Origin of the sequence: Teichococcus wenyumeiae (assembly GCF_003696345.1) — a bacterium.
GTDB lineage: Bacteria > Pseudomonadota > Alphaproteobacteria > Acetobacterales > Acetobacteraceae > Pseudoroseomonas > Pseudoroseomonas wenyumeiae.
Genome location: NZ_RFLX01000038.1, coordinates 1 through 24,398, shown reverse-complemented (window position 1 = coordinate 24,398; position 24,398 = coordinate 1). Strand labels below are relative to the sequence as shown.

The window sequence follows — 24,398 nt, the reverse complement described above, 5'->3', positions numbered from 1 at the left end:
ACCACCTCACCCCAGACCGCCTCCAATCCCTCACCAACTATCCATGGATCAGAAAGGTCACTTCATAAGCTCGGCGGTATCAGTGGTGACCGACAGCGGCAAGCTGACCCTGGAGATCCCGCGAGACCGGCAGGCGAGCTTCGACCAGCAGATGATCAATACCAGCAGCGCTTCCCCGGCTTCGATGACAAGGTGATCTCGATGTATGCCCGCGGCATGAGCGCCCGGGAGATCGTGGGCCACCTGCGCGAGCTCTATGGCATCGAGGTGTCGCCAGACCTGATCAGCGCCGTCACCGATGCCGTGCTCGACGAAATCTCAGCTTGGGAGAACCGCCCTTTAGAGGCGGTCTACCCCGTGGTGTTCTTCAATGCCTTGCGGGTGAAGATCCGGGACGAAAGTCTGGTCCGCAACAAGGCGGTGCACATCGCACTGGGCGTCCGGGCCGACGGCGGCAAGGAGATCCTGGGCCCGTAGCTGGAGCAGAAAAGGCGCGAAGTTCTGGCTCCGGGTGATGAACGAGTTGCGCGGCCGGGGTGTCGAAGACCTGCTGCTGGCTGTGGTGGACGGGCTGAAGGGCGTTCCCGAGGCGATCCCGGCGGTGTTCCCGGAGGCCGTGGTACAGACCTGCATTGTCCATCTCCTGCGGCAGAGCCTGGCCTTCGTGCCGTACAAGGACCGCAAGCCCGTGGCCGCGGCACTGAAGGCCATCTACCAGGCGGTCGATGCCGCTGCCGCTGAGACTGCCCTGACGGACTTCGAGGCCGGGTTCTGGGGCCAGAAGTACCCCACCATCGGCCAGAGCTGGCGCCGCGCCTGGGGCGAGGTGGTGCCCTTCTACGCTTTCAGCGTGGACATTCGGCGGTTCCTCTACACCACCAACGACATCGAGGCGCTGAACTCGAAGCTGCGACGGGCGGTGCGGGCCCGAGGGCACTTCCCCACCGACGAAGCCGCCCTGAAGCTGCTGTTTCCGGTCTTGCACCGGGCGGAGAAGGAGTGGACCATGCCGCCGCGGGAATGGGCCAAGGCCCAGGTCCCCGTGCTGTTCGGTGAACGCTTCACCCGCGCCATGGCCTGAGCGTGTTCAACCGCTCCGCCCTACACGAAATTCCTGACAAGCCCCCATCCGCCAGTGCCTACAGCAGCACATCTAAAAAGGCCCGAGGTGGTCCAGCGTCGATACTGCCGGTGGACGGAGTTCCAGTTGCCCAGTTCAGGCGGCAGGCCGCGCCAGGGAATGCCCATGCGCGCCACCCAGAAGATGGCATCCAACACCCGGCGGTGACTGCCAGGCGGGCGCCCGCGGAATGGGTCTTCTTCGACCACGAAGGGCCCGAAGAAGGCCATTCCTCGTCCGGCAGCAAACCTCGCAGCACCGGCGCCTCCCTTCAGGAGGCAGCCTTGAAGTACCCCAGGTTCAGGATGTGAAGCACCTTTGTCCACGCCGCCTAGGCTCCAGCGAGTGAAAACGCTTTCATGGCAGTCCATCACGATGTAACGACCACCTTCTCACCATGAGCTCTGTCATGTCTGATCACTCTGCCCTCCTGCTCCAGTACCTGCTGCCGAAGCGGCGACTGACGACGCTCGCAGGCCGTGTCGCCAGGGCACGCGGAGGTTCGATGACAATCGGGCTGATCCGCTGGTTTGTACGTAGATACGGCGTCGACATGAGCGAAGCCGAAAATTCGGACATCACAAGCTACAAGAGCTTCAACGAATTCTTCACCCGTCCGCTTAAGCCCGGCCTGCGCCCGCTCGCTGCCGCTGACTTCGTTTGCCCGGTGGACGGCGCGATCAGCCAGTTCGGCGCGATCGATGACCACCATATCTTGCAGGCCAAGGGCCACCGTTTCACGACCACGGAACTAGTTGGCGGTGACGCCGCGCTGGCGGCTGAGTTCCGCCACGGCAGCTTCGCCAACTTGTACCTGTCTCCCAAGGATTATCACCGCCTGCATATGCCGTGTGACGGCAAGCTCATGCGTATGAGCTACGTGCCCGGCGCGCTATTCTCGGTAAACCCGGCTACCGCGCGGGGCCTGCCGCGCCTATTCGCACGCAACGAGCGAGTGGTATGCGTGTTCGAATCGCCAGAGCACGGCCCATTCGTGATGGTGCTGGTCGGCGCCACCATTGTCGGCAGCATGGCCACGGCGTGGCACGGCGTGGTCAATCCGACGCGCGAGAATAAGGTCTCCGAATGGTGCTATAACGATCAGGACATCGCCCTGAAGAAAGGCGAGGAGATGGGCAGATTCCTTCTTGGCTCGACCGTTGTGATGCTGTTCCAGCAGAACAACATCGCTTTCAACCAAGATTGGAAACCGGAACGCTCGGTGCGCCTTGGTGAACGGATGGGTGATCATCCGAAGACAGCAAAAGCCGCAGCAGTGTAACGAGGGCGTGATACCAGCGCTGATGCGCAGGAGCAGGCGGTAGAACTGCTTTCGGCGAGATCAACAGGGTTGCGGTGTGATCAGGCCGGGCAGCGTCAGCTGCAAAGGTATCGGCTTAATCTGGCAGACAGTGGTGAAGTGGTGGGCATCTGACCTGCTGGCGGGGGCTGGCAGGCGTCCTTGAGGACGGAGGTCATGATGATGCGAGAGCAGAAGATCCTCCGCGGCAAGGTCGGGGTGCTGGAGCTGGCCAAGCAGTTCGGCAGCGTCAGCCAGGCCTGCAAGATCATGGGGTACAGCCGGGACAGCTCATCACCCTCGCTGCTCTACCGGCTGCGGCGTTGGCCGGGCGACGTTCCAACAGACCCTTGAGCCAACTGGCCTCGGCGGCCGATCGCGTTCTGGCGTGCGGATCACCGCGGCGGCGCCCAGCACCAGCAGTCGGCGCAAGGTGCGGTCTCCCTGCTTGGAGATGCCGCCCTGCCGTTCCTTGCCACCACTCGAGTTATGCCGCGGCACCAGCCCGATCCAAGCGACAGGGTACCGGCCGGAACGGAACTGCGTGGGATCGGTGATGCTGGCCACGATCGCCGAGGCGGTGATCGGCCCCACACCCGGGATGGTGGCAAGCCGGCGGCTGGCCTCGTTTCCCTTATGCCAAGCGAGGATGGACGTCTCAATCGACTCGATCCGCTCGCCCAGAGTTTTCAGCTCGCCCACCAGACCCCGCAGCGCCTGTCGGGCGAGTGCTGGCATGGTGGTCTCGTCCTCGCCCAGCAGCACGGCAACGAGGTCCGACACCCGGCTGATCCCCTGCGGTGCGATGACTCCTGCTCGGCCGTGTATCCGCGCAGCGCATTCACCAGCATGGTCCGCTGGCACCAGCAGGTCGCGCGCCCGGTGCAGCATCGGCCGCATCCGTTTTGCTGCGTTTTACGTAGGGCTTCACGTAGGAAGCCGGCAACAGCCGAACCTCTTGCCCCAGGGCGCGGATCTCGCGCGCCCAGTGATGCACCGTGCCGCACGCCTCGATGCCCATTAGGCAGGGCGACAGTCCCCGGCACCTCGGCTCGCTGCAGCTTGCGCCGCAGCACCGCCTTGCCGGCCTTATCGACGCCGTGTGCCTGGAAGACGCGCTTGGCGATGTCCAAGCCGATGGTGGTAACCTGCATGTGGGCGGCCCCTCTGTCCGTGGCGTTCAACCAACGACCGCGATCCTGGCACATCGATGCCGTGAAGCAGGGGCCGTCCACTGCATCAGTTTGAGAATGCTCATAGATGGGCAATGCGCCTGATCAGGAGTGCGCGCATGCTGACGTGGATCATGGCTTCGGATACGTCGCAGCGACGTGGCAGCACCTGGAAGCCTTGCTGGTCTCCCAGCTTTCGCACGACCTCGATGATGGAATCATGGTAGGCCGCAGCACTCATCAGCTTGCCGCGATCATAGGCACCGTCAGCGAACAGGTGCTTCAGCCAAGGCCAGCGCTTACGGATCGCCTTGACGATCTGCTCCGCCCCGGAAGCGTCCTGCACGTCGGCGGCTGTGAGGTTAACCATCAGCAGGCGGCCATTGACCGCGACGTGGCGCTTGCGGCGTTCTAAGCGCTTGGCCGCGTCTATATCTACCGTCGTCCGGTGTGTGCGGGGACTTCACCGTCTGGCTGTCCAGAACCCCGGCGGTAGGGCTGGCATCGCGCCCCGCGCACTCGCGATCCAGCATCAGCGCGATGTTGTGCAAAGTGGCAAACAGGAACCGCCGTGCGAGCCGTCTGAACCACCAGTTAATTGTCTGCCAGCGCCCGAAATGGGCCGGCAGCAAGGGCCAGCCACATCCTGCCCGGGCCAGGTAGCGGATCGCGTTCAGCACCTCGCGCAGGTCAATACTAGGTCAGGCCTCATTGATCCGGAAGAGGGCGGTGGCTGCGAGGCAGGTGGCGGACCTGAAGGTGTGGGCGCAGCGGCCATAGCGCATGGCGATGCGGCGGTCCGAGGCAGTGCCGCGAACCCTGGAGCCTGCCGAACATGTTCTCGATGCGGTGCCGCTAGCGGTAGAACTTCCTGTTATGCGGGATAGGCCGCTTGCGGCCACGACGTGACGGCATGCAGGCTTCGATGCCGCGGGCGGTCAGGGCCTGACGGAAGCGGTCGCTGTTATGGCCTTTGTTGCCGATCAGGATACGGGCGGACGGCAGGGCGTCGCGCATCAGCGCTGCGCCCTTGTGGTCGCTCATCTGACCTTCGGAGAGCAGCATGACAAGGGGGACGACCCTGCCCGTCCGGGACCACGTGCGGCTTGGAACTCGGGCCGCCCTTGGTGCGCCCGCTACGGCGGGGATCAGCCCCTTCTCGAGCAGGCTGGCCGCCGTGCGGTGGGCCTTGCGCTGCGTGACGTCGATCATCAGCCGCTCCGGCTGCCCTTTGCGCCGGGCCAGCCCCGCGAAGATGCGGTTGAAGATGCCCATGCGGCTCCAGCGGATGAGGCGGTTGCAGAGGGTCTTGTGCGGCCCGTATCCGGCAGGCGCGTCGCGCCAGCGAAGGCCATTGCGGATGACATGGATGATGCCGCTGACGACCCGCTGGTCGTGCACCCGCGGCCCGCCATGCGAGAGCGGGAAGGAGCGCGGGAACCGCTCGATCTGCGCCTTCGTCAGCCAGAACAGGTCGGCCATGGCAGCACCTCCGGCCACCATGGCATCACAGCAGGATCAAAGCGCAAGAGGCTTGTTGATAAGTCCAGATCCTAACTCTTCTGAGCTCAGCCGCCGAGCTTCACTCCGGCAGCTCTTGCAACTTCACCCCATTTCTGGATTTCGCTGGCCACAAAAGCATTGGCTGCCTCAATCGTCTGCGGTGCGGCAGTTCCGCCCAGCTCCAGCATGCGGGCCGCAACTCGTGGATCGCGGAGCAATGCGGTGACATCGGCATTCACCCGTTCCACCACCTCCCGCGGTGTCGCTGCGGGGACGCAGAGGCCTCCCCAGCCGATAGCTTCATAGCCGGGCAAGGATTCGGCGATCGCCGGCACCTCTGGCAATTGCGGTGCCCGCGTGGCCGAGGTGACGGCGAGAGCCTTGATCCGCCCACCTTGGATGTGCGGCAGCGCGCTCGCGACACTGTCGAACATCATCGGGATATTGCCGGCGATCAGATCGGCCATCGCGGGCCCGGACCCTTTATACGGCACATGCGTCAGCTTCACGCCGCCGCGGCTGGCAAACATCTCGGCCGAGAGGTGCTGTGAGGTGCCGGGACCGCCACTGCCGTAGTTGATCCCGCCAGGGTCGGCCTTTGCCGCCTGCAGCAGTTCGGGCACGGTGTTTGGCGCGAAGCTGGGATGGGCGACGATCAGCAGGGGTATCGTGAAAACGGTCGTGACATAGGTGAAGTCGCGAATCGCGTCATACGGCAGGTTTGGAATGACGCTCGGGTTGATCCCGTTGGTGCCGCTGGTCGAAGCGATCAGGGTATAACCATCGGCCGCGGACCGTGCACCGGCTTCCATCCCGACCACACCCGCGCCGCCAGCCCGGTTGTCCACCACCATGCGCTGCGGCCACCGCTTCGACAACTCGTCCGCGAGATAGCGCAGGATGGTGTCGGTCGCCTGGCCGGGCGGGAATGGGATCAGCAGCCGCACGGGGCGGTTGGGCCAGGTCTCGGCAGCCAGGGGAGCATTGGCCAGAACGGCCGCTCCGGCGAGGCTGAGGCCGGCGCCGAGCAACTGGCGGCGGGCCGGGTAACGGAACATGTGCAGTCTCCGGAAGTAGGTCGGCGGCGGTATGCTGCCTCCTGCACGCGGTGATCAAGTTAGTGCCGCTGTCCTATCCCGCTGATACGGCTAGGGCTGGGCCAATGCAGGCGTTCACCTTGTGTCGCCCTCCGGCGGATTTCCACACCTTTGGGCCCAGGATGCACGGCAGCTCGCGCAGTGCCATCGGTGCCTTGCCGGACTGTGTGCGAGCACGCCCTGCCCGCAGCACTGCCGAACCAGGGGCGTGACATGCTGCCGGCAGGACATTTTTCAGCGGGTGCGGTTGCGTCCTTCCCGCACTGGTGCAACCTTCCGGCAGCACACGATAAAGTAGAAAACCGGAGGGAATTTCATGCATCGACGCTCGCTTCTGCAGGGAGCCGGAACGGCCGCGCTGTCTCTGGCCCTGCCGCGTGTCTCACGCGGCGCAGAGGCTCGCACGTTGCGCCACGTTCCCCATGTTGATCTCGCCTTTCTCGACCCGCATTGGACCACGGCCAACGTCACCCGCAACCACGGCTTCATGGTCTTCGACACGCTCTACGGCCAGGATGAGAACTACGCGGCGGCCCCGCAGATGGTCGAAGGGCATGTGGTCGAGCAGGATGGCAAGCTCTGGACGCTGCGCCTGCGGGAAGGGTTGCTCTGGCACGACGGTGAGAGGGTGCTCGCCCGTGACTGCGTCGCCAGCATCCGCCGCTGGGCGCAACGGGACGCCTTCGGCAGCGCGCTGATGCGGGCGACGGACGAACTCTCCGCGCCCGATGACCGGACCATCCGCTTCCGCCTGAAGAGGCCCTTCCCCCTGCTGCCGGACGCCCTGGGCAAGTCGCCGGTCTATATGCCGGCGATGATGCCGGAGCGCCTGGCCAAGACCGATGCCATGCAGCAGGTCGCGGAGATCGTCGGCAGCGGTCCCTTCCGCTACAAGGCGGATGAGCGGCTGCAGGGGTCGCGCAACGTCTATGAGCGCTTCACCGGCTACAAGCCGCGCGAGAATGGCACGCCCAGCGGTACGGCCGGCCCCAAGGTCGCGTATTTCGACCGTGTCGAGTGGACCACCATCCCCGATGCCTCCACTGCCGCCGCCGCGCTGCAGTCGGGCGAGCAGGACTGGTGGGAGCACGCCAACCATGACCTCCTGCCGGTGCTGCGACGCAACCGCTCGATCAAGGTCGAGGTGGTGGACCCGGCCGGCATCCTGTCGATGATGCGGCCCAACCACCTCCAGCCGCCCTTCAACAACCCGGAGATTCGCCGCATCGTGATGCGGGCGATCGACCAGGAATCCTACATGCAGGCGATCGTTGGCGACGATCCCTCGATGTACCACACGCCCATCGGCGTCTTCTGCCCGGGCACCCCGATGGCGAGCGATGCCGGGCTGGAGCCGCTGCGCGGGCCACGCGACTACGACAAGGTCAAGGCCGACCTCAAGGCCGCCGGCTACAAGGGCGAGAAGGTCGTGTTGCTCGTGCCGAGCGACTATGCCGTCATCAAGCCGCTCGGCGATGTCGCGGCCGATATGTTCACCAAGATCGGCATGAACGTTGAATATATCTCGACCGACTGGGGCACGCTGCTGCAGCGCCGCACCAACAAGGGGCCGGTGGAGCAGGGCGGCTGGAGCTGCTTCGTGACCAACTGGAACGGCACGGACTGGATGACGCCGGCCACGCATATCGCGATGCGCGGCACCGGCGAGGCCGGCTATGCCGGCTGGTCCACCAGCCCGCGGACGGAAGAGCTTTACGAAGCCTGGTACGAGGCGGCCGACGATGCCGGGCGGGCGAGGATCTGCCAGGACATCCAGCGCCAGTGCATGGCGGATGTGCCCTTCTATCCGCTGGGGCAGATGCGGCAGCCCAGCGCCTGGCGCACCAACATCACCGGGGTCCTCGGCGGCTTCGCCAAGTTCTGGAATGTCCGTCCGGCCTGAAGGGGCCATTCCGGATCGGGCCGCGCCGGATATGCGGGGCGGTGGGGAGCACGCGGTGGGAAAGGTGCCTGGCATGACGCAACTGGATGAGATCTGCTACCTGTCGGCGGCGGCTCTGGGCCGGCGGTACGCCAAGGGCGAGTTGTCGCCCGTCGATGTGGCGGAGCAGCATCTGGCACGGCTCGAGGCGCTGGAGCCGGCGCTGAATGCCTTCCAGCTGGTCGACCGGGAAGGCGCCCTCGCCGCCGCCCGGGAAGCCGCCGGGCGCTGGGAGCGGGGCGAGGCCCGCGGCCCGCTGGACGGGGTCCCCGTCACGATCAAGGACAACGTGGACATGAAGGGATGGCCGACCCGCAACGGGTCGACCACCTCCAAAGCCACGCCGGTGGCGGAGGATGCCCCCGTGGTCGCGCGCCTGCGCGAGGAGGGCGCGGTCTTCCTCGGCAAGACGACGACGCCGGAATTCGCCTGGAAGGGCATCACGGACAGCCAGCTCAAGGGCTTCACCCGCAACCCATGGGCTCTCGATCGCTCCCCCGGCGGCTCCTCGGGGGGTGCCGCAGCGGCCCTGGCGGCCGGCATCGGCACCCTCGCCTACGGCAACGATGGTGGCGGTTCCATCCGCATCCCCTCCGCCTTCTGCGGCCTCTTCGGCATCAAGCCCACCTTCGGGCGGGTGCCGCACCATCCGGTCGAGGGCGTCTTCGCGACGGTGAGCGCGGGTGGGCCGCTCGCGCGCCATGTGGCCGATGCGGCGCTGGCCTTGCAGGTCATGGCGCGGCCCGACCGCCGCGACTGGTATGCCCTGCCGCAACCGCCTGAGGACTGGTTGGCCGAGCTGCGTCCACGGCTGCGGGGCCTGCGCTTCGCCTATGCGCCCAATCTTGGCGAGGTGGAGCCTGACCAGGACATCCGCGCCTGCCTGGAGCAGACCATTGCACGCCTGCGGGAGGCCGGTGCCACGGTCGAGGAGGTCGGGCCGGTCATCCGGCCCCTGCCGCCCGTCTTCCAGGATTTCTGGATGGCGAGCTTCGCGCATCTGTTGCGGGGCGTGCCGCGCGAGCGTTGGGACGAGCTTGATCCCAACTTCCGTGATGTGGCGGAGCGCGGCCTTGCCGTGAGTGCCGAGCAAGTGGTCGCCGGCGAAGTGGCACGCGCGCGGCTCCACCGGCATTTCGCGGAACTGCACGCGCGCCATGACCTGCTGCTCACGCCGACCACGCCCCATGCCGCGCCACCGGTGGAGACGCTGTACCACTCGCCAGCCTATGACCGCTGGCGTGACGGTGTGGCCTACACGCTGCCCTTCAACCTGACGGGGCAGCCTGCCGCTTCCATCTTCTGTGGCGTGACGGGGAGCGGCCTGCCTGTCGGCCTGCAGATTGCCGGGCCCAAATACGGCGAGCGACTGATCCTGGAGGCCAGCCTGGGCATCGAGGCCCTGCAGCAGGAAGACACGCCCCATCCGCGCCTGATGGCGAAGCTTGAGGAACTGGTTGGCTGAACCCCGCGCCGTTGCCCTTGGGCGCGGCGCCGAACCCTCTCGGACCTCGCCGGCCTATCCACTTGACCCAGCCGGGACAGGAGCCTTCCCTGGTTGCCGATCACTTCGATGAACCTGCCATCCGGCGTGAGCTGAGCCCGGGCAGGTGCATCAGGCGCAGGGAGGCGGCGTCATGAGCAAGGGCACCGAGGAGACCGCGACAGGCCCGGGCCAAGGGCTGCCTGAGAATGCAGAATACAGTTCGCCGGCCTGCATGCTGCATGAGTTGGACTCATCCTTCCTGGCCCCGGCCGAGGCAGCGACTGCCCCCGCCCCTCAGCCCCAGGCCAGCACCGTGGAGGACTGGGCGGAGATCCGGCTCTGGCGCAAGGCCAAGCGGGCTGCACTGATCGAGAAGCGCCTGACCATGCCGGCCGCCACACGGGCGGCGCATAGCGAGGCGATCACGGCGGCGCTCCATCAGGTCCTGGCATCCTGCTCCGGCCAGCGGATCGGCTTCTACTGGCCATTCAAAGGCGAATACGATCCACGCTCCCTGGCCCGGGCCCTGCATGCTGGGGGCCGGCGGCTGGCGCTGCCGGTGGTCGTTGAGAAAGCTAGGCCCATGGTCTTCCGCGAATGGTGGCCGGGCGCGCCCATGACACACGGTATCTGGAACATCCCCGTCCCGGCCGCCGGGGAGCCCATGGCGCCCGACCTTCTGCTGGTGCCGCTGGTTGGGTTCGATGCGCGCCAGTTCCGCCTTGGTTATCGTGGCGGCTATTATGATCGCACCTTGGCCTCGCTGCCGGCCCGGCCAAGGGCCATCGGCCTTGGCTTCGAGCTGGCGCGGATCGCCACCATCCATCCACAGACGCATGATATCGCGATGGACCTGATCGTGACGGAAGCGCGGACAAGGTAGCGAATGCCGCGAGGGCCTCCGAGCCTCAGGACGCGATGGCGTAGGCCGGGCGGCGCGGGTCGGCGCCCGCCGCCATCAGTCCTGTTGTCGGATCGGTGCGGATGGCCTCGACGCTGCCGGCAGCATAGGCCCAGTCCGGCCAGTTCTTGACCTCGTGTCCCATGGCCTGCAGCGCGGCGCGGGTTTCCGCCGGGATGCGTGCCTCCACCGCCAGCCGGCGCGGGAAGTGCTCGAAAGGCGCGAAGGAGGACGGGAAGGCATAAGTGGCGATGCGCGGCGCCTCGATCGCCGCCTGCACCTCCATGCCAAAGTGCAGCACGTTCAGCAGCACCTGCAACATGGACTGCACCTGCACATCGCCGCCCGGGGTGCCGAAGGGCATCACGCCGCCATCGGCCAGCACCGCCAGGGCGGGATTAGGCGTCAGCCGGGGGCGCTTGCCTGGTGCCACGCCGCAGGGATGCGCCGGGTCGGTCCGGCTCTGCGACCCGCGCGGGGAAACCACGATGCCCAGGCCCGGCACCACCGGCGCGTTCCAGGAACCGTCGGAGGGTGTGGCGCTGAAGGCATTGCCCCAGCGGTCCACCACGCAGCAGTAGCTGGTATCCTGTTCCACCGCCGGCACCTTCTCCACGGTGGCGGGCGGAATCTCGGTGCCGTTGCCGATGAGCGGCGGCGGCATCTCCGGGTGGGCCTGATCGGCGCGGAAGCCGGCGGCGCGGGCGTCGAGATGCGGCGCGGACAGCAGTTGCTCCAGCGGCACCTCCACCATGGCAGGATCGCCAAAGTGGTATTCACGGTCGGCCAGGGCGATCTTCAGGCTCTCGGCCAGCAGGTGCAGGTACTCGGCGCTGTTATGCGCCAGCCCATCCAGGCCGATCCGCTCGGCCACCAGCAGGGCCTGCAGCAGTGCCGGGCCCTGGCACCAGGGGCCGCAGGTGAAAATCTGGTGCCCGCGCCACTCCCGCATCACGGCGGGCTCGATGCGGGAGCGGTATTCCGCCAGGTCCGCGCGCGACAGGTAGCCGCCCTGCTCCTGATGGAAGGCGACGATCCGGGCCGCGATGTCACCGCGGTAGAAGGCATCCCGCGCCGCCGCCAGCCCGGCCAGGCGGTCGCCGCCGGCCGCCTTCTCCTGCTCCGCCATGAAGGTCAGCATGGCGGCGAGGTCGGACTGGATGAACTTGTGGCCAACCACCGGCGGCTGCCCGCCGGGCAGATAGACCGCCGCCGTGCTGGGCCAGCGCGCATAGGCATCGGCGCGGGAGCCGATGCTCTCCGCCATAGCGGGATACATCGCGAAGCCATCGGCGGCATGGCGGATGGCGGCGGCGGCGACCTCCCCGAAGGTCATGGTGCCATGGCGCTCCAGCGCCATGATCCAGGCATCCGGCGCGGCGGGGACCACCGTGCGCAGCACGCCCGGCGGCATCCTGCCGCCATAGTCGCGCACGAAGAGGTCGGCCGGCATGGCGCGCGGCCAGTGGCCAAGCCCGGCAATGGTTTCCACCGTGCCATCCGCCATGCGCAGGATGATCGGCGCCACGCCGGCGACATTCACGATGTCGGATTGCACGACCCCAAGCACGATGCCCGCCGCGACACCGGCATCGACGGCATTGCCGCCGGCTTCCAGCACCGCGTGCCCGGCGGCGGTGGCCAGGTAGTGCCCGGCCGAGACAGCGTGGCGCGTGCCGTAGAGGGTGGGCCTGCCGGTCTGCATGGTCTGCGCTTCCGTCACTGCGCCGGCCGGGCGTGGGTGGCGACCACCTGCTCGTCCATGCGCGGGGTATAGGTGATGTTCTTGCGGGTGCCGATGGCGGACATCTGCACGTAAAGCGGGATCTGCGGCACCAGTGCCTCCACCTCGTGCATCAGCTGCTGCAGCGCGGCGCCGCGCCCGTCGTCCATGCGGATCATCACGGTGCGGATCTTCTCGTCGATCTCCGGCACGCTGAAGCCGCTGCGGTTGGCGCCGCCCAGGTTGTTCTTCAGGTCCCGCGTATGGAAGGACGTGGACAGCACATAGGAAGCATCGCCGGAGGAGAAGGAGCGACCCACGAAGTGGATGGGCAGCGTCACGCGCTCCGGCCGGATGCGGGGAAAGAACACGGTGCCCGGCGTGACATCCACCGTCATCTTCAGCCCGATGCGGGAGAGCATCTGCCCGACGGCCTGGCAGATCCGCGCATCGTTGACATAGCGGTCGTTGGAGCAGGAGATGGTCAGCCCGAAGCCATCCGGGTAGCCAGCCTCCGACAGCAGGCGCTTGGCACCGGCCGGGTCGGCGGCCGGGACCGTCACGGCGGGGTCGTAGCCCAGGAAGCCCTGCGGCGTCAGCTGGCCGGATGCCACGGCCTGGCCTTCCATCACGCGCTCCACCAGCGCGTTGCGGTCGATGGCCATCGACAAGGCCCTGCGCACCCGGACATCGGACAGCGGGTTGACCGGCAACGGCTTGCCATCAGCGCCGGTCACGAGCGGCAGAGAGTCCACCGCGACGTTCAGCGACAGGTACATGATGCGGTCGGTGGGCCGGCTGAAGACATTCACGGCCCCTTCCCGCCGCAGCCGCGACAGGTCGCCCAGCGGCAGGTCTTCCACCAGGTCGTAGTCGCCGGCCAGGAGCCCGGCCATGCGGGAGGCATCGTTCGGCACGACCTTCAGCTCGACCTCCTGCCAGGCCGGCTTGTCACCGTAATAGTTCTTGTTACGGGCGAGCTTCACGCCGCTGGGCCCGACGCCGCTGGCGACGCGGAAGGGCCCGGTGCCGATCGCCGCCTTGCCGGCGTTGAAGTCGGCAGTGGAAGCGTCCTCGGCGGCCTTTTTCGAGACAATGAAGACATTGGTGAGCTGGCCCGGGATGACCGGGTTCGGCTCGGAGGTATGCAGCCGCACCGTCAGCGGGTCCACGACCTCGACACGGGATATGGTGCGCAGGTTGATCGTGTAGGGCCCGATATTGTTGGGCACATTGGGAATACGGGCGATGGAGAAGGCGATGTCCTCGGCCGTGAAGGGCGAACCGTCGTGGAAGGTCACCCCCGGCCGCAGCTTCAGCTCCCAGACCATCGGCTCGATGGCCTGCCAGGATTGCACGGCCCCCGGCACCTGCTTGCTGTCGGGGTCGCGGCTGATGACCGTGTCGTAGATATGCCGCGCTGCCGCCATGTTGGGGCCGTTGAAGAAGAAATGCGGGTCGATGCCGAAGGTGGACTGCACCGCCATGGTCAGGCGCTGTGCCTGCGCCGCAGGCGCCGCCGCCAGCACGAGGGTGGCCGCCAGCGCCAAGCCGTGGCAGCGCGATGTGGTCCGCTTCATTCCTGGCCCCCCTTCCTGACGCGCCAGCCATCCAGCCGGTCGCGCAGCTGATATCCCATGCCCACCAGGGGCAAGAACCAAGGCTTGCCGCCGTAGAACGGCATCGTCGGAAACGGCAGCCGGGCAAAGCCGGATTCGCGGTTGGCGCTGCCCATGATCCGCTGCGCCGCCACGCGGCCCAGATGCGTCATGGTGACAACGCCGCTGCCGTTGCACGCCAGGGCGTAATGCACGCCCTCCTGCGTGCCGACATGCGGCATCAGGTCGAAGGCGAAAGCGACATTGCCTTTCCAGGCATGGCTGACGCGGCTGCCGCGCAGCGACGGCATCAGGTCCAAAAGGAAGCGGTGCAGGGTCGCGCCGGCCCGCAGGACATCCGCGTCCACGAAGCTGGCCCGGCCCCCGAACAGGATGCGGGAATGGTCCGGCGATGGCCGGAAGTAATACAGCACCTTCTTGGTATCGCCGTAGACCCGCAGGTTCGGCAGCAGCGAGCGCACCCGTGCCTCGCCCAGTTCCTCCGTCGCGATCATGTAGCTGGCGACCGGGATCAGCCGGCGTTGCTGCCACGGCGTCGCGGCGCCGGTATAACCGTTGGTGGCGACCATCAACTGGCGCGCACGCACCTCGCCCCGCCGGGTGCGGACCCGGAAGCCGCCATCGGCGTCACGGCGGTAGTCCAGCATCTCCACGCCACTGGCCAGCAGCGCACCATGCTTCTCGGCGGCCCGGGCCAGGGAGCGGGTGTACTTGCCCGGATGCACAGAACCCGCACGGTGCAGCACCATGCCGCCGGCGTATCGCTCCGTCGCGATCTCGGCCGCGACGCCGGCGCGGCTCACCACCTCGGCCTGGCCGGCGCCGGTTTCGTTGATCATCTCGGCACGGCGCTTCAGCGCCTCCAGCGCCTTCGGCGCATGCGCGCCCACGAAGCGGCCACAGCGCATGTAGTCGCAGTCCAGCGCGTCCCGCGCCACCTGCGCCTCGAACTGCTCGAAGGCGCCCTCGCCTTCCTCCATCAGTTCAGCCAGGAAGGCGGCGCCAAGGTGCTCCTTCAGGTCGCCGCGCAGCTTGCCCAACCCGCCGGCCCCGGCCAGCGCGCCACCATTGCGGGACGATGCGCCCCATCCGATCGGCTCCCGGTCGATCACCAGCGGCCGGACACCGTTGCGGGCGAGTTCCAGCGCCGTGGAAAGGCCGGCGATTCCACCACCGACCACCAGCACCTCCGCCTCCTCCGGCAGTGGGGCCTCGGCCGGTGCCGGCGGCGCGGCATCCCACCAGTATGGTCGTGCCTGGAAATCGGGTGTGAAGATGTCTGATGTCTCGGGCATGCATCGGCAAGCCTGCCACACGATGCCGGATGGGCCGCATACCAATTGGTTATGGAGCCGCCGCCCCGCTTATGGCCCGGGCGCCACGCGCCGGACCAAGTCCCGCACCGCGTCGCGGATGTGCTGCGCCAGCGCGGCACGCCCGAAGGTATCCGGCGCGCCCGCTGGCCAGATCAGGCGGTAGTCGAAAGCGATGGCCGGCTCGAACCGCCGCAGCACCAGCCCTTGGTGCAGGAACAGCGAGACTGAAAAGGCATCCGCGATGGTCACACCCACCCCGGCTGCCGCCATGGCGACAGCACCGGCGGCCAAGCGGCATTCCACCGTCTCTACCGGACGGGCGCCGCTGTCCCGCAGGGCCGCATCCACCAGCGCCTGCCGGCCTTCCTCGCGAGAGAGGGCGATGAAGGTCTCGCCATGCAGGTCGGCCGCCCGCACCAGCGGCTGCGCCGCCAGGCGATGCTGCGGTGCCATGACGCACCAGGCCTGGCTGCGCAACAGCAGGGAGGACCGCACCCCCGGCACGGCCGGCACATTGATGCCGATACCAAGGTCCGCCTGCCGCATGGACACCAGGCCCATGACCCCATCTGCGGCGCGCGAGTGGACCGAAAGGCTTTCCTGCCGGCCGGAAGCTCGCCATGCGGCCACCGCCCGCGGCAGCACGGTCACCGTCAGCGTGGGCAGGCAGGCGATGACGACACGGCGTGGCGCACCGGTGCGCAGCCGTTCCGCAAGGGCGGCCACCTCTTCCAGGCCCGTGAAGATGCGGTCCACTTCCTCATACAGCGTCTGCGCCATGGCGGTTGGCACCAGACGTCCCCTCACCCGCTCGAACAAGGGGAAGCCGGCCAGGTCTTCCGTTTGCGCCAGGAGGCGGCTGACCGCCGGCTGCGAGGCGCCCAGCAACACGCCCGCACCGGTCACCGAGCCGGCCTGCATGATGGCGCGGAAGACCTCCAGATGGCGGTAGCCAAGCGCTCGCTTCATTGCTTCAGGGTCGTCGCCGGCACTGTCGTGTCAAGGGTGAGGCCTCGGCCAAGCGCCATGCTTCAGGCCCGGCGAAGAGAGCGGAGGCCGAGATGGAGGCACGGCGAGAGCCAGCCGTAGGTCACCCGTTCATCCGGCACTGTTCCGGGTGGGCCTTGCCGCCCGGAACGCAACCCTGCTCAGAGTGCGCCGGCAGGCGCCAGATAGGTACCATCCACCAGCCGCGTGTAGCGATAGGGGTGCGGATCGACCACCGGCGTGTCGCCCGCCACGATATCCGCCGCCAACCGCCCCGCCGCCGGGCCGATGCCGAAGCCGTGGCCGCTGAAACCGGTGGCCAGATGGAAACCCTTCAGCTTGTCCACGGCCGAGATGACCGGCACGGCATCCGGCGTGGAATCGATGGTGCCGCCCCAGGCTTCGGCGCAGCCGACGCCGGACATGCCGGGATAGGCCTTGGCCAGCATCGCCAGCGCTTCCTCCACCAGTTCCATGTCGGGCGTGGGGTCCAGCACGCGGGTGCGCTCGAAAGGCGTCTCGCCATCGAGGGACCAGTCGGCGCCGGTCGTCAGCCCTTTCAGGAAAGGCTTGCCAAGGCGGATCTTCAGCTTGGCGGCGCGCTGCCGGAAAGTGGGCCAGAACTGGCGGGCATAGCGCAGCCCGTCCGGCGTCAGGTGCAGCGTGCCGCGGCCACGCAGCGCCACGGTGTAGCCGCCATCCTCACGCCTTCGCATGCAGAAGCCCGGCGTGCCCAGCGCGCCTTCGGTGATGGAGGTGGTGGTGGCGGTGGTGCGGAAGGCGGTGCCGTTCACCATTGCCTGCGGCAGGTCGATGCCATGCCGGCGGCAGAACAACGTGGACCAGGCGCCGCCGGCCAGCAGCACCGCCTGGGTGCGGATGCGGCCGCGCTCGGTCACCACCGCGTCGACGGCGCCGCCCTTGGTCTCGAGGCCGCGTGCGGCGCAGTTCTGGAACAGCAGAACGCCCAGCCGGCGTGCCGCCGCCGCCAGGGCCGGCGCGGCCATGGAGGGCTCGGCACGGCCGTCGCTCGGCGTCTCCATGCCGCCGACCCAGGGCTCGGTGCTGCCCGGCATGCGGGTCGCGATCTCGGCGGCGCTGAGCATGTGGCTGTGCACCTGCATCTCGCGCGCGTCATCCGCCCAGCGCTCCCAGCCCGCCAGTTCCTCCGGGTCCTTGGTCACCCAGAGCACGCCCTGGCGGCGGAAGCCGAGGTCGGCGCCGATCTCCTCGTGCAGCTTGCCCCACATCTCCAGGCTGGCACGGGCGAGCGGGATCTCATGCCGGTCGCGGCCCTGCTGGCGGCACCAGCCCCAGTTGCGGCTCGACTGCTCCGCGCCGACATGACCCTTCTCGATCAGCGCAACCGAATGGCCCTTCTTGGCCAGGTGGTATGCGGCAGCGACGCCGATGATGCCGGCGCCGATGACGACCACATCGACCGCCTCCGGCAGCTTCTCATCGCTGGCGATACGATCGACGGGAGGCGACATGGAGCAGGTCCTTGCTGGAAGCCACGGGCATCATGGCGTGGAGACGGAGGCCTGCAAGGCGATGTCATCGCGGATGCAGGCGGTGAAATGGCCGGGCGTGACCTCGCGCAGCGGCGGCACGGCCTCCGCGCAGGCCGGCAGGGCATAGCGGCAGCGCGTGCGGAAGGCGCAGCCAGAGGGCGGGTTGAGCGGGCTCGGGATATCGCCCTGCAGGATGATGCGGCTGCGCCGCAGCCGCGGGTCCGGGATCGGGGCCGCCGAGAAGAGTGCCTCGGTATAAGGGTGGCGGGGACTGCGAAACAGTGCGCCGGCTTCCGCCACCTCCACCATGCGGCCAAGATACATCACCGCGATGCGGTCCGAGATATGCCCCACCACCGCGAGGTCATGCGCGATGAACAGAATGGTGAGGCCGAGCTTCTCCTTCAGCTCCAGCAGCAGGTTCACCACCTGCGCCTGGATCGAGACATCGAGCGCCGAGACCGGCTCGTCCGCCACCAGGAAGCTCGGGTTCATCGCCAGCGCGCGTGCGATGCCGACGCGCTGCCGCTGCCCGCCGGACAGCTCGTGCGGGTACCGCTCCGCGTGATGCGGTTGCAGGCCGACCAGTTCCAGCATCTCCGCCACGCGCTCACGGCGCTCCGCGCGGCCGACGCCGCCCTGGACCATCAGCGGTGTCGCCACGATGCGCGCGACACTCATGCGCGGATTGAGCGAGGCGAAGGGGTCCTGGAAGACCAGTTGCATCCGCCGCCGCAGCGGCCGCAGGGCACGGCGAGAGAGCCCGGTGATGTCCTGGCCTTCGAAGCGGATGGCGCCGCCCGTCGGCTCGGTCAGCCGCAGCACCACGCGGCCCAACGTCGTCTTGCCCGAGCCGGATTCACCGACAACCGACAGGATCTCGCCCTTGTTGACGCTGAAGGAGACGCCATCCAGCGCCTTCACCTGCTTCTGCCCCCGGCCGAACAGCCCCCCGCCGACGGGGAACCACTTGCGCAGGCTCTCAACCTCAAGGATTGCGTTCATGGCCTTCCGTCTTGTGCCGGAGGTTGGACACAGGTGTCCTGCGGAGCGGGTGCGGTACTTCCCGACCTGAGCCATTCCTTCACAGCCGGGCGGGAGGCACGTCGGGCCACCGCCTTCATGCCGCAATCTCCCGCCAGCGCAGGCAGCGGACCTGCCTGTCGTCGGGCGTGATGTCGAGAGCCGGAGCTTGGCTGTCGCAGCGCCCGCCAATGAAGAAGTCGCAGCGCGGATGGAAGGCGCATCCGGCCGGCGGGTAGCGCGGGTCGGGCACATTGCCACGGATCGCCGGCAAGGCACCGGTACGCCGCCCGGCGAGATCAAGGCGCGGCACAGAGCGCAGGAGACCCTGGGTATAGGGCATCAGGGGCTGCTCGAAGAGCGGCAGGACGGCGGCCTGCTCGACGACGCGGCCGGCATACATCACCATCACGCGGTCGGCGATCTCGGCCACGACGCCCAGATTATGGGTGATGAAGATCACCGCCATGCCGGTCTGTTCCTGCAGCCGCCGCAGCAGGTCCAGGATCTGCGCCTGGATGGTGACGTCGAGTGCCGTGGTGGGCTCGTCGGCGATCAGGACGGAAGGCTCGCAGGAGAGCGCCATGGCGATCATCGCGCGCTGGCGCATGCCGCCTGAAAGATGGTGCGGATAGGCCGAGAGCCGCTGCCGCGCCGAGGGAATGCCCACCAGGTCCAGCAGCCGCGCGGCCTCGTCCTCGGCGGCGCGGCGGGTCATGGGGCGGTGCAGGCGGATGGTCTCGGTGATCTGCGCGCCGATGGTCTGCACCGGGTTCAGGGAGGTCATCGGCTCCTGGAACACCATGGCCAGGTTGTTGCCGCGCACGGCGCGCATCCGCTCCTCCGGCAGCGACAGCACGTCGAACATGCCGCCATCCTTGCCGCGCAGCCGGATGCTGCCGGAGACGGTGCATTGCGGCGCCTTGGGCAGCAACCGCATCAGCGCCAGGGAGGTGACGCTCTTGCCCGAGCCGCTCTCACCCACCATGGCCAGCGTCTCGCCACGCCCCAGGCGGAAGGAGACGTCGCTGACCGCCGCCGCTTCCCCGCCATGGGTACGGAAGCGGATGGCGAGGTTCTCGACCTCCAGCAGCGTCTCGGTCATGCGGCCTCCATGCGCGGGTCGAGCGCATCCCGCAGCCCGTCGCCCAGGAAGTTGAAGCTGGTAACGGCGAGGGTGATCAGCAGGCCGGGCAGGATAGCCAGCCAAGGGGCACTGGTCAGGTAGATCTGCGCGTTGTTCAGCATGTTGCCCCAGCTCGGCACCGGCGGCTGGATGCCGTAGCCGAGGAAGCTGACATAGCTTTCCAGCAGGATCGCCTTGGCGACATTCAGCGTGGCGGCCACGACAATGGGAGCGATCGCGTTCGGCACCAGCTCGCGGAACACGATGTAGCGGTCGGAAGCGCCGAGAGCCTCGGCCGCCACGGCGAAATCCCGTTCGCGCAGGGAGCGGATCTGCCCCTCGACGATGCGCGCCACATCCATCCAGGCGGTCGCGGCGATCAGCAGGGTAATGGAACCAACGCCGGGATCGACCAGTGCAGCCAGTGCCAGCAGCAGGAAGATGCTAGGAAAGCACAGCACCGCGTCCACGAAGCGCATCAGCGCCGCGCCCACCAAGCCGCCGTAATAGCCGGCGATAGCGCCCACCGAGATGCCGATGACCATGCTGATGACCATGGCGGCGAAACCCACGGCCAGCGAGATGCGGCCGCCCATCATCAGCCGCGCCAGCATGTCACGGCCCAGTTCGTCCGTGCCCAGGACATGGGCGCCGGCGAAGGGCGGCGCGAAGCGCTGCATGATGTCGATATAGGTGTCGTCGTAGGGGAGCAGGTAAGGGCCGAGATAACTGCCCAGCACCAGGACCAGGATGATGCTGGCGCCCAGCATGGCCAGCCGGTGCCGCCGGAAACGCCGCCAAGCGGTGTTGCGCGGCGGCAGCGTCTCCGCGGCCGGGGCGATGGGCAGGGTATGGGCTGTGCTGCTCATGGCGTGGTCCTCAGCCCAGGCGGATGCGGGGATCGGCCACCGCATAGAGCATGTCGGCAACAAGGTTGCCGATCAGCACGAGGCTGGCCGAGAACATCAGGATGCCCATCACCACCGGGTAGTCGCGGTATTCGATGGAATCCAGGAACAGCCGGCCCATGCCCGGCCAGGTGAAGACCGTCTCCGTCACCAGCGCGCCGCCCAGCAGGGTCGGCAGCTGCAGGCCGGCCACGGTGATCATCGGCAGCAGCGCGTTACGGAAGGCATGGCCGGACAGCACGCGCCATTCCGGCAGGCCCTTGGCGCGGGCGGTGCGGATATAGTCCTGGTTCACCACGTCGAGCATGGAGGAGCGCATGAAGCGGCTCCAGATCGCCGTTTCCACCAGTGCCAGCACCAGGGCTGGCATGATCAGGTGGTGCAGCATGTCCATGACCGATCCGTCGCCCACAGTCTGCCGGTTTCCGGCCGGCATCCATTCCAGCTCGACAGAAAAGACGAAGATGGCGACGAGGCCGAACCAGAAGGTCGGAATCGACAGCGCGATCATGGCGCCGATCGTCGCGATATAGTCGAAAACCGAGTAGCGGCGGATCGCGCCCAGGATGCCGATCCAGCAGCCGACCACGATCGCGATCAGCGTCGCCGTCACCATCAGTTCCAGCGTCGCGCCGAGATGGGACCCGATGACATGCAGGACCGGCTGCCCGTCGCGGTACGAGGTGCCCCAGTTGCCGCCGATCATCCGCCAGAACCATTCGGCGTATTGCACCGGCAGCGGCCGGTCGAGGCCGAGCTGGGAGGCGATCCGGTCCAGGTCCTCCTGCGACATGTTGGAGCCCATGGCATATTGCGCCATGGGCCCGCCGGGCGCGAGATGCAGGATGGCGAAGCCGATCATGGACACCACCACCAGCAGCAGCGCCGCCTGACCCAGGCGGCGGCCGAAATAGGCCATCATCGGATCAGGCCCAGTACCACTCGCGAATGTTCCAGCAGTTGGAGGAGGTGTTGATATTGGGCTGGAAGCCCATCAGGTTGTCCTTCGTGCCCTCGACCAGCGTCTGCTGGAAGATGGGCAGGATGGCCAGCTCCTCCCGGATGACCTGCTGGATGCGGCCGTAGACCTCCTTCCGCTTCTCCTGGTCGAAAGTCGTGGCGCCTTTCAGCAGCAGGTCGTCCACCTCGGCATTCTGGAACTGGAAGGTATTCTGGCCGCGGCCGCCCTTGGCGGGAATGGCCTTGCTGCTGAAGCGCGGCGTCACGTCAGGGTCGCTGCCCAGCATGTAGTTCACGCTAACCATGACGGAATTGTACTTGGACTGCTGCCAGAACTCGCCCCAGATCACCGCCGCGGGCATGTTCTGGATGCGCATGCCGGCGCCGATTGCCTTCCAGTCCTGCATCAGCAACTGCTGTGCCTGCTCGCGGATCGGGTTGCCGACGGTGGTGGAGTTGCTGAACTCCAGCCGCACACCGCCCTTCTCGCGGATGCCGCCGGCGCCGCGTTTCCAGCCCGCGGCGTCCAGCATCTCGTTCGCCTTGGCGGGGTTGTACTCGTGCTTGGGCAGGTCCGGGTTGATCGCCCAGGACTGCTGCGGCAGGAAGGATTCCGTGGGCGTCGGCAGGCCGTAGTAAAGCGCCTCGATTAGCGCCTTCTTGTTCATGGCCATGTAGAGCGCCTGGCGCACCGTCTTGTCGGCCAGCGCGCCGGCTTCGAGGTTGGGCGCGATGCTCTCGACCGAGGCGGTCGGATTCACCTGCACCTTGCGCCCGCGCAGCGCCTTGGCCTCCCGCGCGAAATTCGGGCTGATGCCGGCGATGCCGGTATAGTCGATCTGCCCGGTGCGGAACTGCGTGTACATCACGGTCACATCCGGGATGTACTTGAAGACCACGCGCTCGAGATACGGGCCCCTGCCGTGATAGGCGGTATTGGCGGTGAGCTGGATGTTATCGCCCGGCGTGCGGCTGCCCCAGCGGAACGGCCCCGTGCCCACGGGCGCATTCTGGAAAGGCGTGCCATTCGGGTCGGCGGCGCCGGCCAGAAGATGCTTCGGCACCATGAAGGTCAGCGACAGGATGGAGAGATAGGGCGCGTAGGCCGTCTCCATCCGCCACTCGATTTGGTCCGGCGCGGTGACCTTGATTTCCTTGACCAGGCTGTGGCCGACGCGGTTCCGCACGCGGAAGTCCGGATTGTTGATCAGATCCAGGCTGAACTTCACGTCCTCGGCGGTGAAGGGCGTGCCATCATGCCACTTGGCATCGCGCCGCAGCTTCACCTTCCAGAGCAGGCCATCCTCGGAGATGCCGCCATTCGTCTGGGTTGGCACCTCCGCCGCCAGATCGGGCACGAACTGCCCGGCCGGGTCGATGTACCAGAGCGTGCTGAACAGGTTCCACCAGACACCCTGATCGACCTCGATCCCCGGCATCAATGGGTGGAAGACGGTAGGCTCCTGGGAAAGCCCGACGATCACCTGGCCTTTCGGCTTCTCGGGGGGGCGGGAGGCGCCCTGGGCGCGGGCCGGGCCGGCTGCTAGCGCCGCCGCTCCGCCAATGGCGAAAAGGCCGCGCCGTGTAGGCGCCAGGATGCGATGCCAGCGCAGTGCAGAGTCGTCACGTGTCATGATCCTCGTCTCCCGCTCGGCCGCTCAGCGCCTGCCAGGGGGCAGGCCCGGACTGAATGCGAAGCTTCCCTATCAGGCCATTTTCGACCTGTTCGAAATTCTTGCCTTGATGTTCACTCTCATGGAATGTTCTTGTCAATCGTCTTGCTTCGTCCCGTATGACCGGCACGGCGGTGGTCCTTTCGGTGTTCAGGCATCGGCAGCCTTGCAGGAGAGAATGCGGATGAAGGCGCGGGCTGGCAGCACCATCCTGGCCACACCTACGACGCCTGGTGCAGCGCGGGCGGATGACAGTGCCAGTGATCAGCGGCTCGGAGAATGCGTGCGGCTGCTGCGGCAGCGCATGGAGTTCTCGATTCAGGAGTTGGGGCGACGCACCGGCCTGTCGACCGGCATGATCAGCCAATTAGAGCGCGGCTTGGCCACACCGTCGATCCGTACATTGAGACTACTGAGCCTGGCCCTACAGGTCCCGATCTCCTTCTTTTTCGAGGAGCGGCCAGCTGAACGGGGACCAGCGCCGCATTATGTCGTCCGGCGGGCGCAGCGCCGCTTGCTCAGACTGACGCCGAGCGGTGTGCTGAAGGAGTCCCTTGCTCCCGATGCGCCAGGCAGAATGGAAATGTATGAGCTGACTCTCAGCCCGGGCGGCTCGTCCGGCGCGGACTTCGTGAAGCACCAGGGGGAAAAGGCAGGCTATGTGTTAGCCGGAACCCTGCGTCTGTGGCTGGATCATGAGGCGCATCTCCTTGAGGAGGGCGACACCTTCCGTTTCCCCAGCACAGTCCCGCACATGTTCGACAACCCGACTGCGTCACCGACCCGCATCGTCTGGATCACTGTTCCCACCGCGCCATGATCTTGTCGGCGGGACCTAACACGTTTCTCTGACTGGGCCGACCTGCCAAGTTGTTTCAACTGCCTCAATACAGAAGCCGATACTTGCAGGCCTGCGCCGCAGGTTGGCGCAGGCCTCCTGGAACACTAGGCTCAGGACTCCTTGATCCAGAAGAGGACGGTGGCGGCGAGGCAGATGGCGGACATGAAGGTGTGGGCGCAGCGGTCAT

At 67.2% G+C, this 24,398-nt stretch carries 17 protein-coding genes and 5 pseudogenes; 7 read left to right on the top strand and 15 right to left on the bottom strand.

What is annotated here, in order from left to right; translation table 11 throughout:
• Positions 1-1,081, top strand: a pseudogene (locus EBE87_RS24065) (IS256 family transposase); the annotation flags it as partial.
• 20 nt (positions 1,082-1,101) lie between these two features.
• Here EBE87_RS24065 and EBE87_RS29985 read toward each other — a convergent pair.
• Complete coding sequence (locus EBE87_RS29985; RefSeq protein WP_158600889.1) at positions 1,102-1,350, bottom strand: transposase; 249 nt, start codon at positions 1,348-1,350, stop codon at positions 1,102-1,104.
• 179 nt (positions 1,351-1,529) lie between these two features.
• On the opposite strand from EBE87_RS29985, the gene asd reads away from it, so the two are divergent.
• Positions 1,530-2,402 carry an archaetidylserine decarboxylase gene (gene asd, locus EBE87_RS24055; protein WP_120638624.1) on the top strand — a complete coding sequence of 291 codons (873 nt, stop codon included), beginning with the start codon at positions 1,530-1,532 and terminating at the stop codon, positions 2,400-2,402.
• A gap of 198 nt (positions 2,403-2,600) precedes the next feature.
• A pseudogene (locus EBE87_RS24050) lies at positions 2,601-2,711 on the top strand (IS481 family transposase); the annotation flags it as partial.
• Here the strand turns inward: EBE87_RS24050 and EBE87_RS24045 are convergent.
• From EBE87_RS24045 to EBE87_RS24025, 4 genes and pseudogenes are all read right to left on the bottom strand, one after another.
• A pseudogene (locus EBE87_RS24045) lies at positions 2,689-3,574 on the bottom strand (IS110 family RNA-guided transposase). The pseudogenes EBE87_RS24050 and EBE87_RS24045 sit on opposite strands and share 23 nt — an antisense overlap.
• Before the next feature lie 100 nt (positions 3,575-3,674).
• Positions 3,675-4,284, bottom strand: a pseudogene (locus tag EBE87_RS29980) (IS5 family transposase); the annotation flags it as partial.
• Between the two features lie 9 nt (positions 4,285-4,293).
• Positions 4,294-5,074, bottom strand: a pseudogene (locus tag EBE87_RS24030) (IS5 family transposase).
• A gap of 86 nt (positions 5,075-5,160) precedes the next feature.
• The gene (locus EBE87_RS24025; protein WP_120638627.1) at positions 5,161-6,153 is read right to left on the bottom strand and encodes a Bug family tripartite tricarboxylate transporter substrate binding protein; all 993 of its coding nucleotides are present in this window, start codon (positions 6,151-6,153) and stop codon (positions 5,161-5,163) included.
• Between the two features lie 355 nt (positions 6,154-6,508).
• Here EBE87_RS24025 and EBE87_RS24020 point away from each other — a divergent pair, with 355 nt between their 5' ends.
• From EBE87_RS24020 to EBE87_RS24010, 3 genes are all read left to right on the top strand, one after another.
• On the top strand, positions 6,509-8,095 hold the full coding sequence (locus EBE87_RS24020; protein ID WP_120638628.1) for an ABC transporter substrate-binding protein: 1,587 nt from the start codon (positions 6,509-6,511) through the stop codon (positions 8,093-8,095).
• Positions 8,096-8,168: 73 nt separating this feature from the next.
• The gene (locus EBE87_RS24015; protein ID WP_120638639.1) at positions 8,169-9,599 is read left to right on the top strand and encodes an amidase; all 1,431 of its coding nucleotides are present in this window, start codon (positions 8,169-8,171) and stop codon (positions 9,597-9,599) included.
• 172 nt (positions 9,600-9,771) lie between these two features.
• A complete protein-coding gene (locus tag EBE87_RS24010) occupies positions 9,772-10,503 on the top strand; it encodes a 5-formyltetrahydrofolate cyclo-ligase (RefSeq protein ID WP_120638629.1) in 732 nt (243 codons plus the stop codon).
• Positions 10,504-10,528: 25 nt separating this feature from the next.
• On the opposite strand, the gene EBE87_RS24005 is transcribed toward EBE87_RS24010, so the two are convergent.
• The 10 genes from EBE87_RS24005 to EBE87_RS23960 form a co-directional block, all read right to left on the bottom strand.
• Positions 10,529-12,226, bottom strand: coding sequence for a gamma-glutamyltransferase family protein (locus EBE87_RS24005; RefSeq protein ID WP_120638630.1), 1,698 nt, complete (start codon positions 12,224-12,226; stop codon positions 10,529-10,531).
• Between the two features lie 14 nt (positions 12,227-12,240).
• A complete protein-coding gene (locus EBE87_RS24000; protein WP_120638631.1) occupies positions 12,241-13,824 on the bottom strand; it encodes an ABC transporter substrate-binding protein in 1,584 nt (527 codons plus the stop codon).
• A complete protein-coding gene (locus EBE87_RS23995; RefSeq protein ID WP_120638632.1) occupies positions 13,821-15,158 on the bottom strand; it encodes an NAD(P)/FAD-dependent oxidoreductase in 1,338 nt (445 codons plus the stop codon). The genes EBE87_RS24000 and EBE87_RS23995 overlap by 4 nt, the downstream gene beginning before the upstream one ends.
• Before the next feature lie 69 nt (positions 15,159-15,227).
• Positions 15,228-16,148, bottom strand: coding sequence for a LysR substrate-binding domain-containing protein (locus EBE87_RS23990; protein WP_120638633.1), 921 nt, complete (start codon positions 16,146-16,148; stop codon positions 15,228-15,230).
• Positions 16,149-16,327: 179 nt separating this feature from the next.
• Positions 16,328-17,659, bottom strand: coding sequence for an NAD(P)/FAD-dependent oxidoreductase (locus tag EBE87_RS23985; RefSeq protein WP_120638634.1), 1,332 nt, complete (start codon positions 17,657-17,659; stop codon positions 16,328-16,330).
• A gap of 30 nt (positions 17,660-17,689) precedes the next feature.
• Positions 17,690-18,685, bottom strand: coding sequence for an ABC transporter ATP-binding protein (locus tag EBE87_RS23980; protein ID WP_120638635.1), 996 nt, complete (start codon positions 18,683-18,685; stop codon positions 17,690-17,692).
• Between the two features lie 115 nt (positions 18,686-18,800).
• Positions 18,801-19,808, bottom strand: coding sequence for an ABC transporter ATP-binding protein (locus EBE87_RS23975; RefSeq protein WP_120638636.1), 1,008 nt, complete (start codon positions 19,806-19,808; stop codon positions 18,801-18,803).
• The gene (locus EBE87_RS23970; RefSeq protein WP_120638640.1) at positions 19,805-20,698 is read right to left on the bottom strand and encodes an ABC transporter permease; all 894 of its coding nucleotides are present in this window, start codon (positions 20,696-20,698) and stop codon (positions 19,805-19,807) included. Before EBE87_RS23970 ends, EBE87_RS23975 begins: the two co-directional genes overlap by 4 nt.
• A gap of 10 nt (positions 20,699-20,708) precedes the next feature.
• Positions 20,709-21,659, bottom strand: a complete 951-nt coding sequence (locus tag EBE87_RS23965) for an ABC transporter permease (RefSeq protein WP_120638637.1) — start codon at positions 21,657-21,659, stop codon at positions 20,709-20,711.
• A 4-nt stretch (positions 21,660-21,663) separates the two neighbouring features.
• The gene (locus EBE87_RS23960) at positions 21,664-23,331 is read right to left on the bottom strand and encodes a peptide ABC transporter substrate-binding protein (protein WP_120638638.1); all 1,668 of its coding nucleotides are present in this window, start codon (positions 23,329-23,331) and stop codon (positions 21,664-21,666) included.
• On the opposite strand from EBE87_RS23960, the gene EBE87_RS23955 reads away from it, so the two are divergent.
• Entirely contained in the window at positions 23,330-24,190 is an 861-nt protein-coding gene (locus EBE87_RS23955; RefSeq protein ID WP_233553241.1) for a cupin domain-containing protein, read from the top strand. The genes EBE87_RS23960 and EBE87_RS23955 overlap by 2 nt on opposite strands.
• The last annotated feature ends 208 nt before the right edge of the window (positions 24,191-24,398 follow it).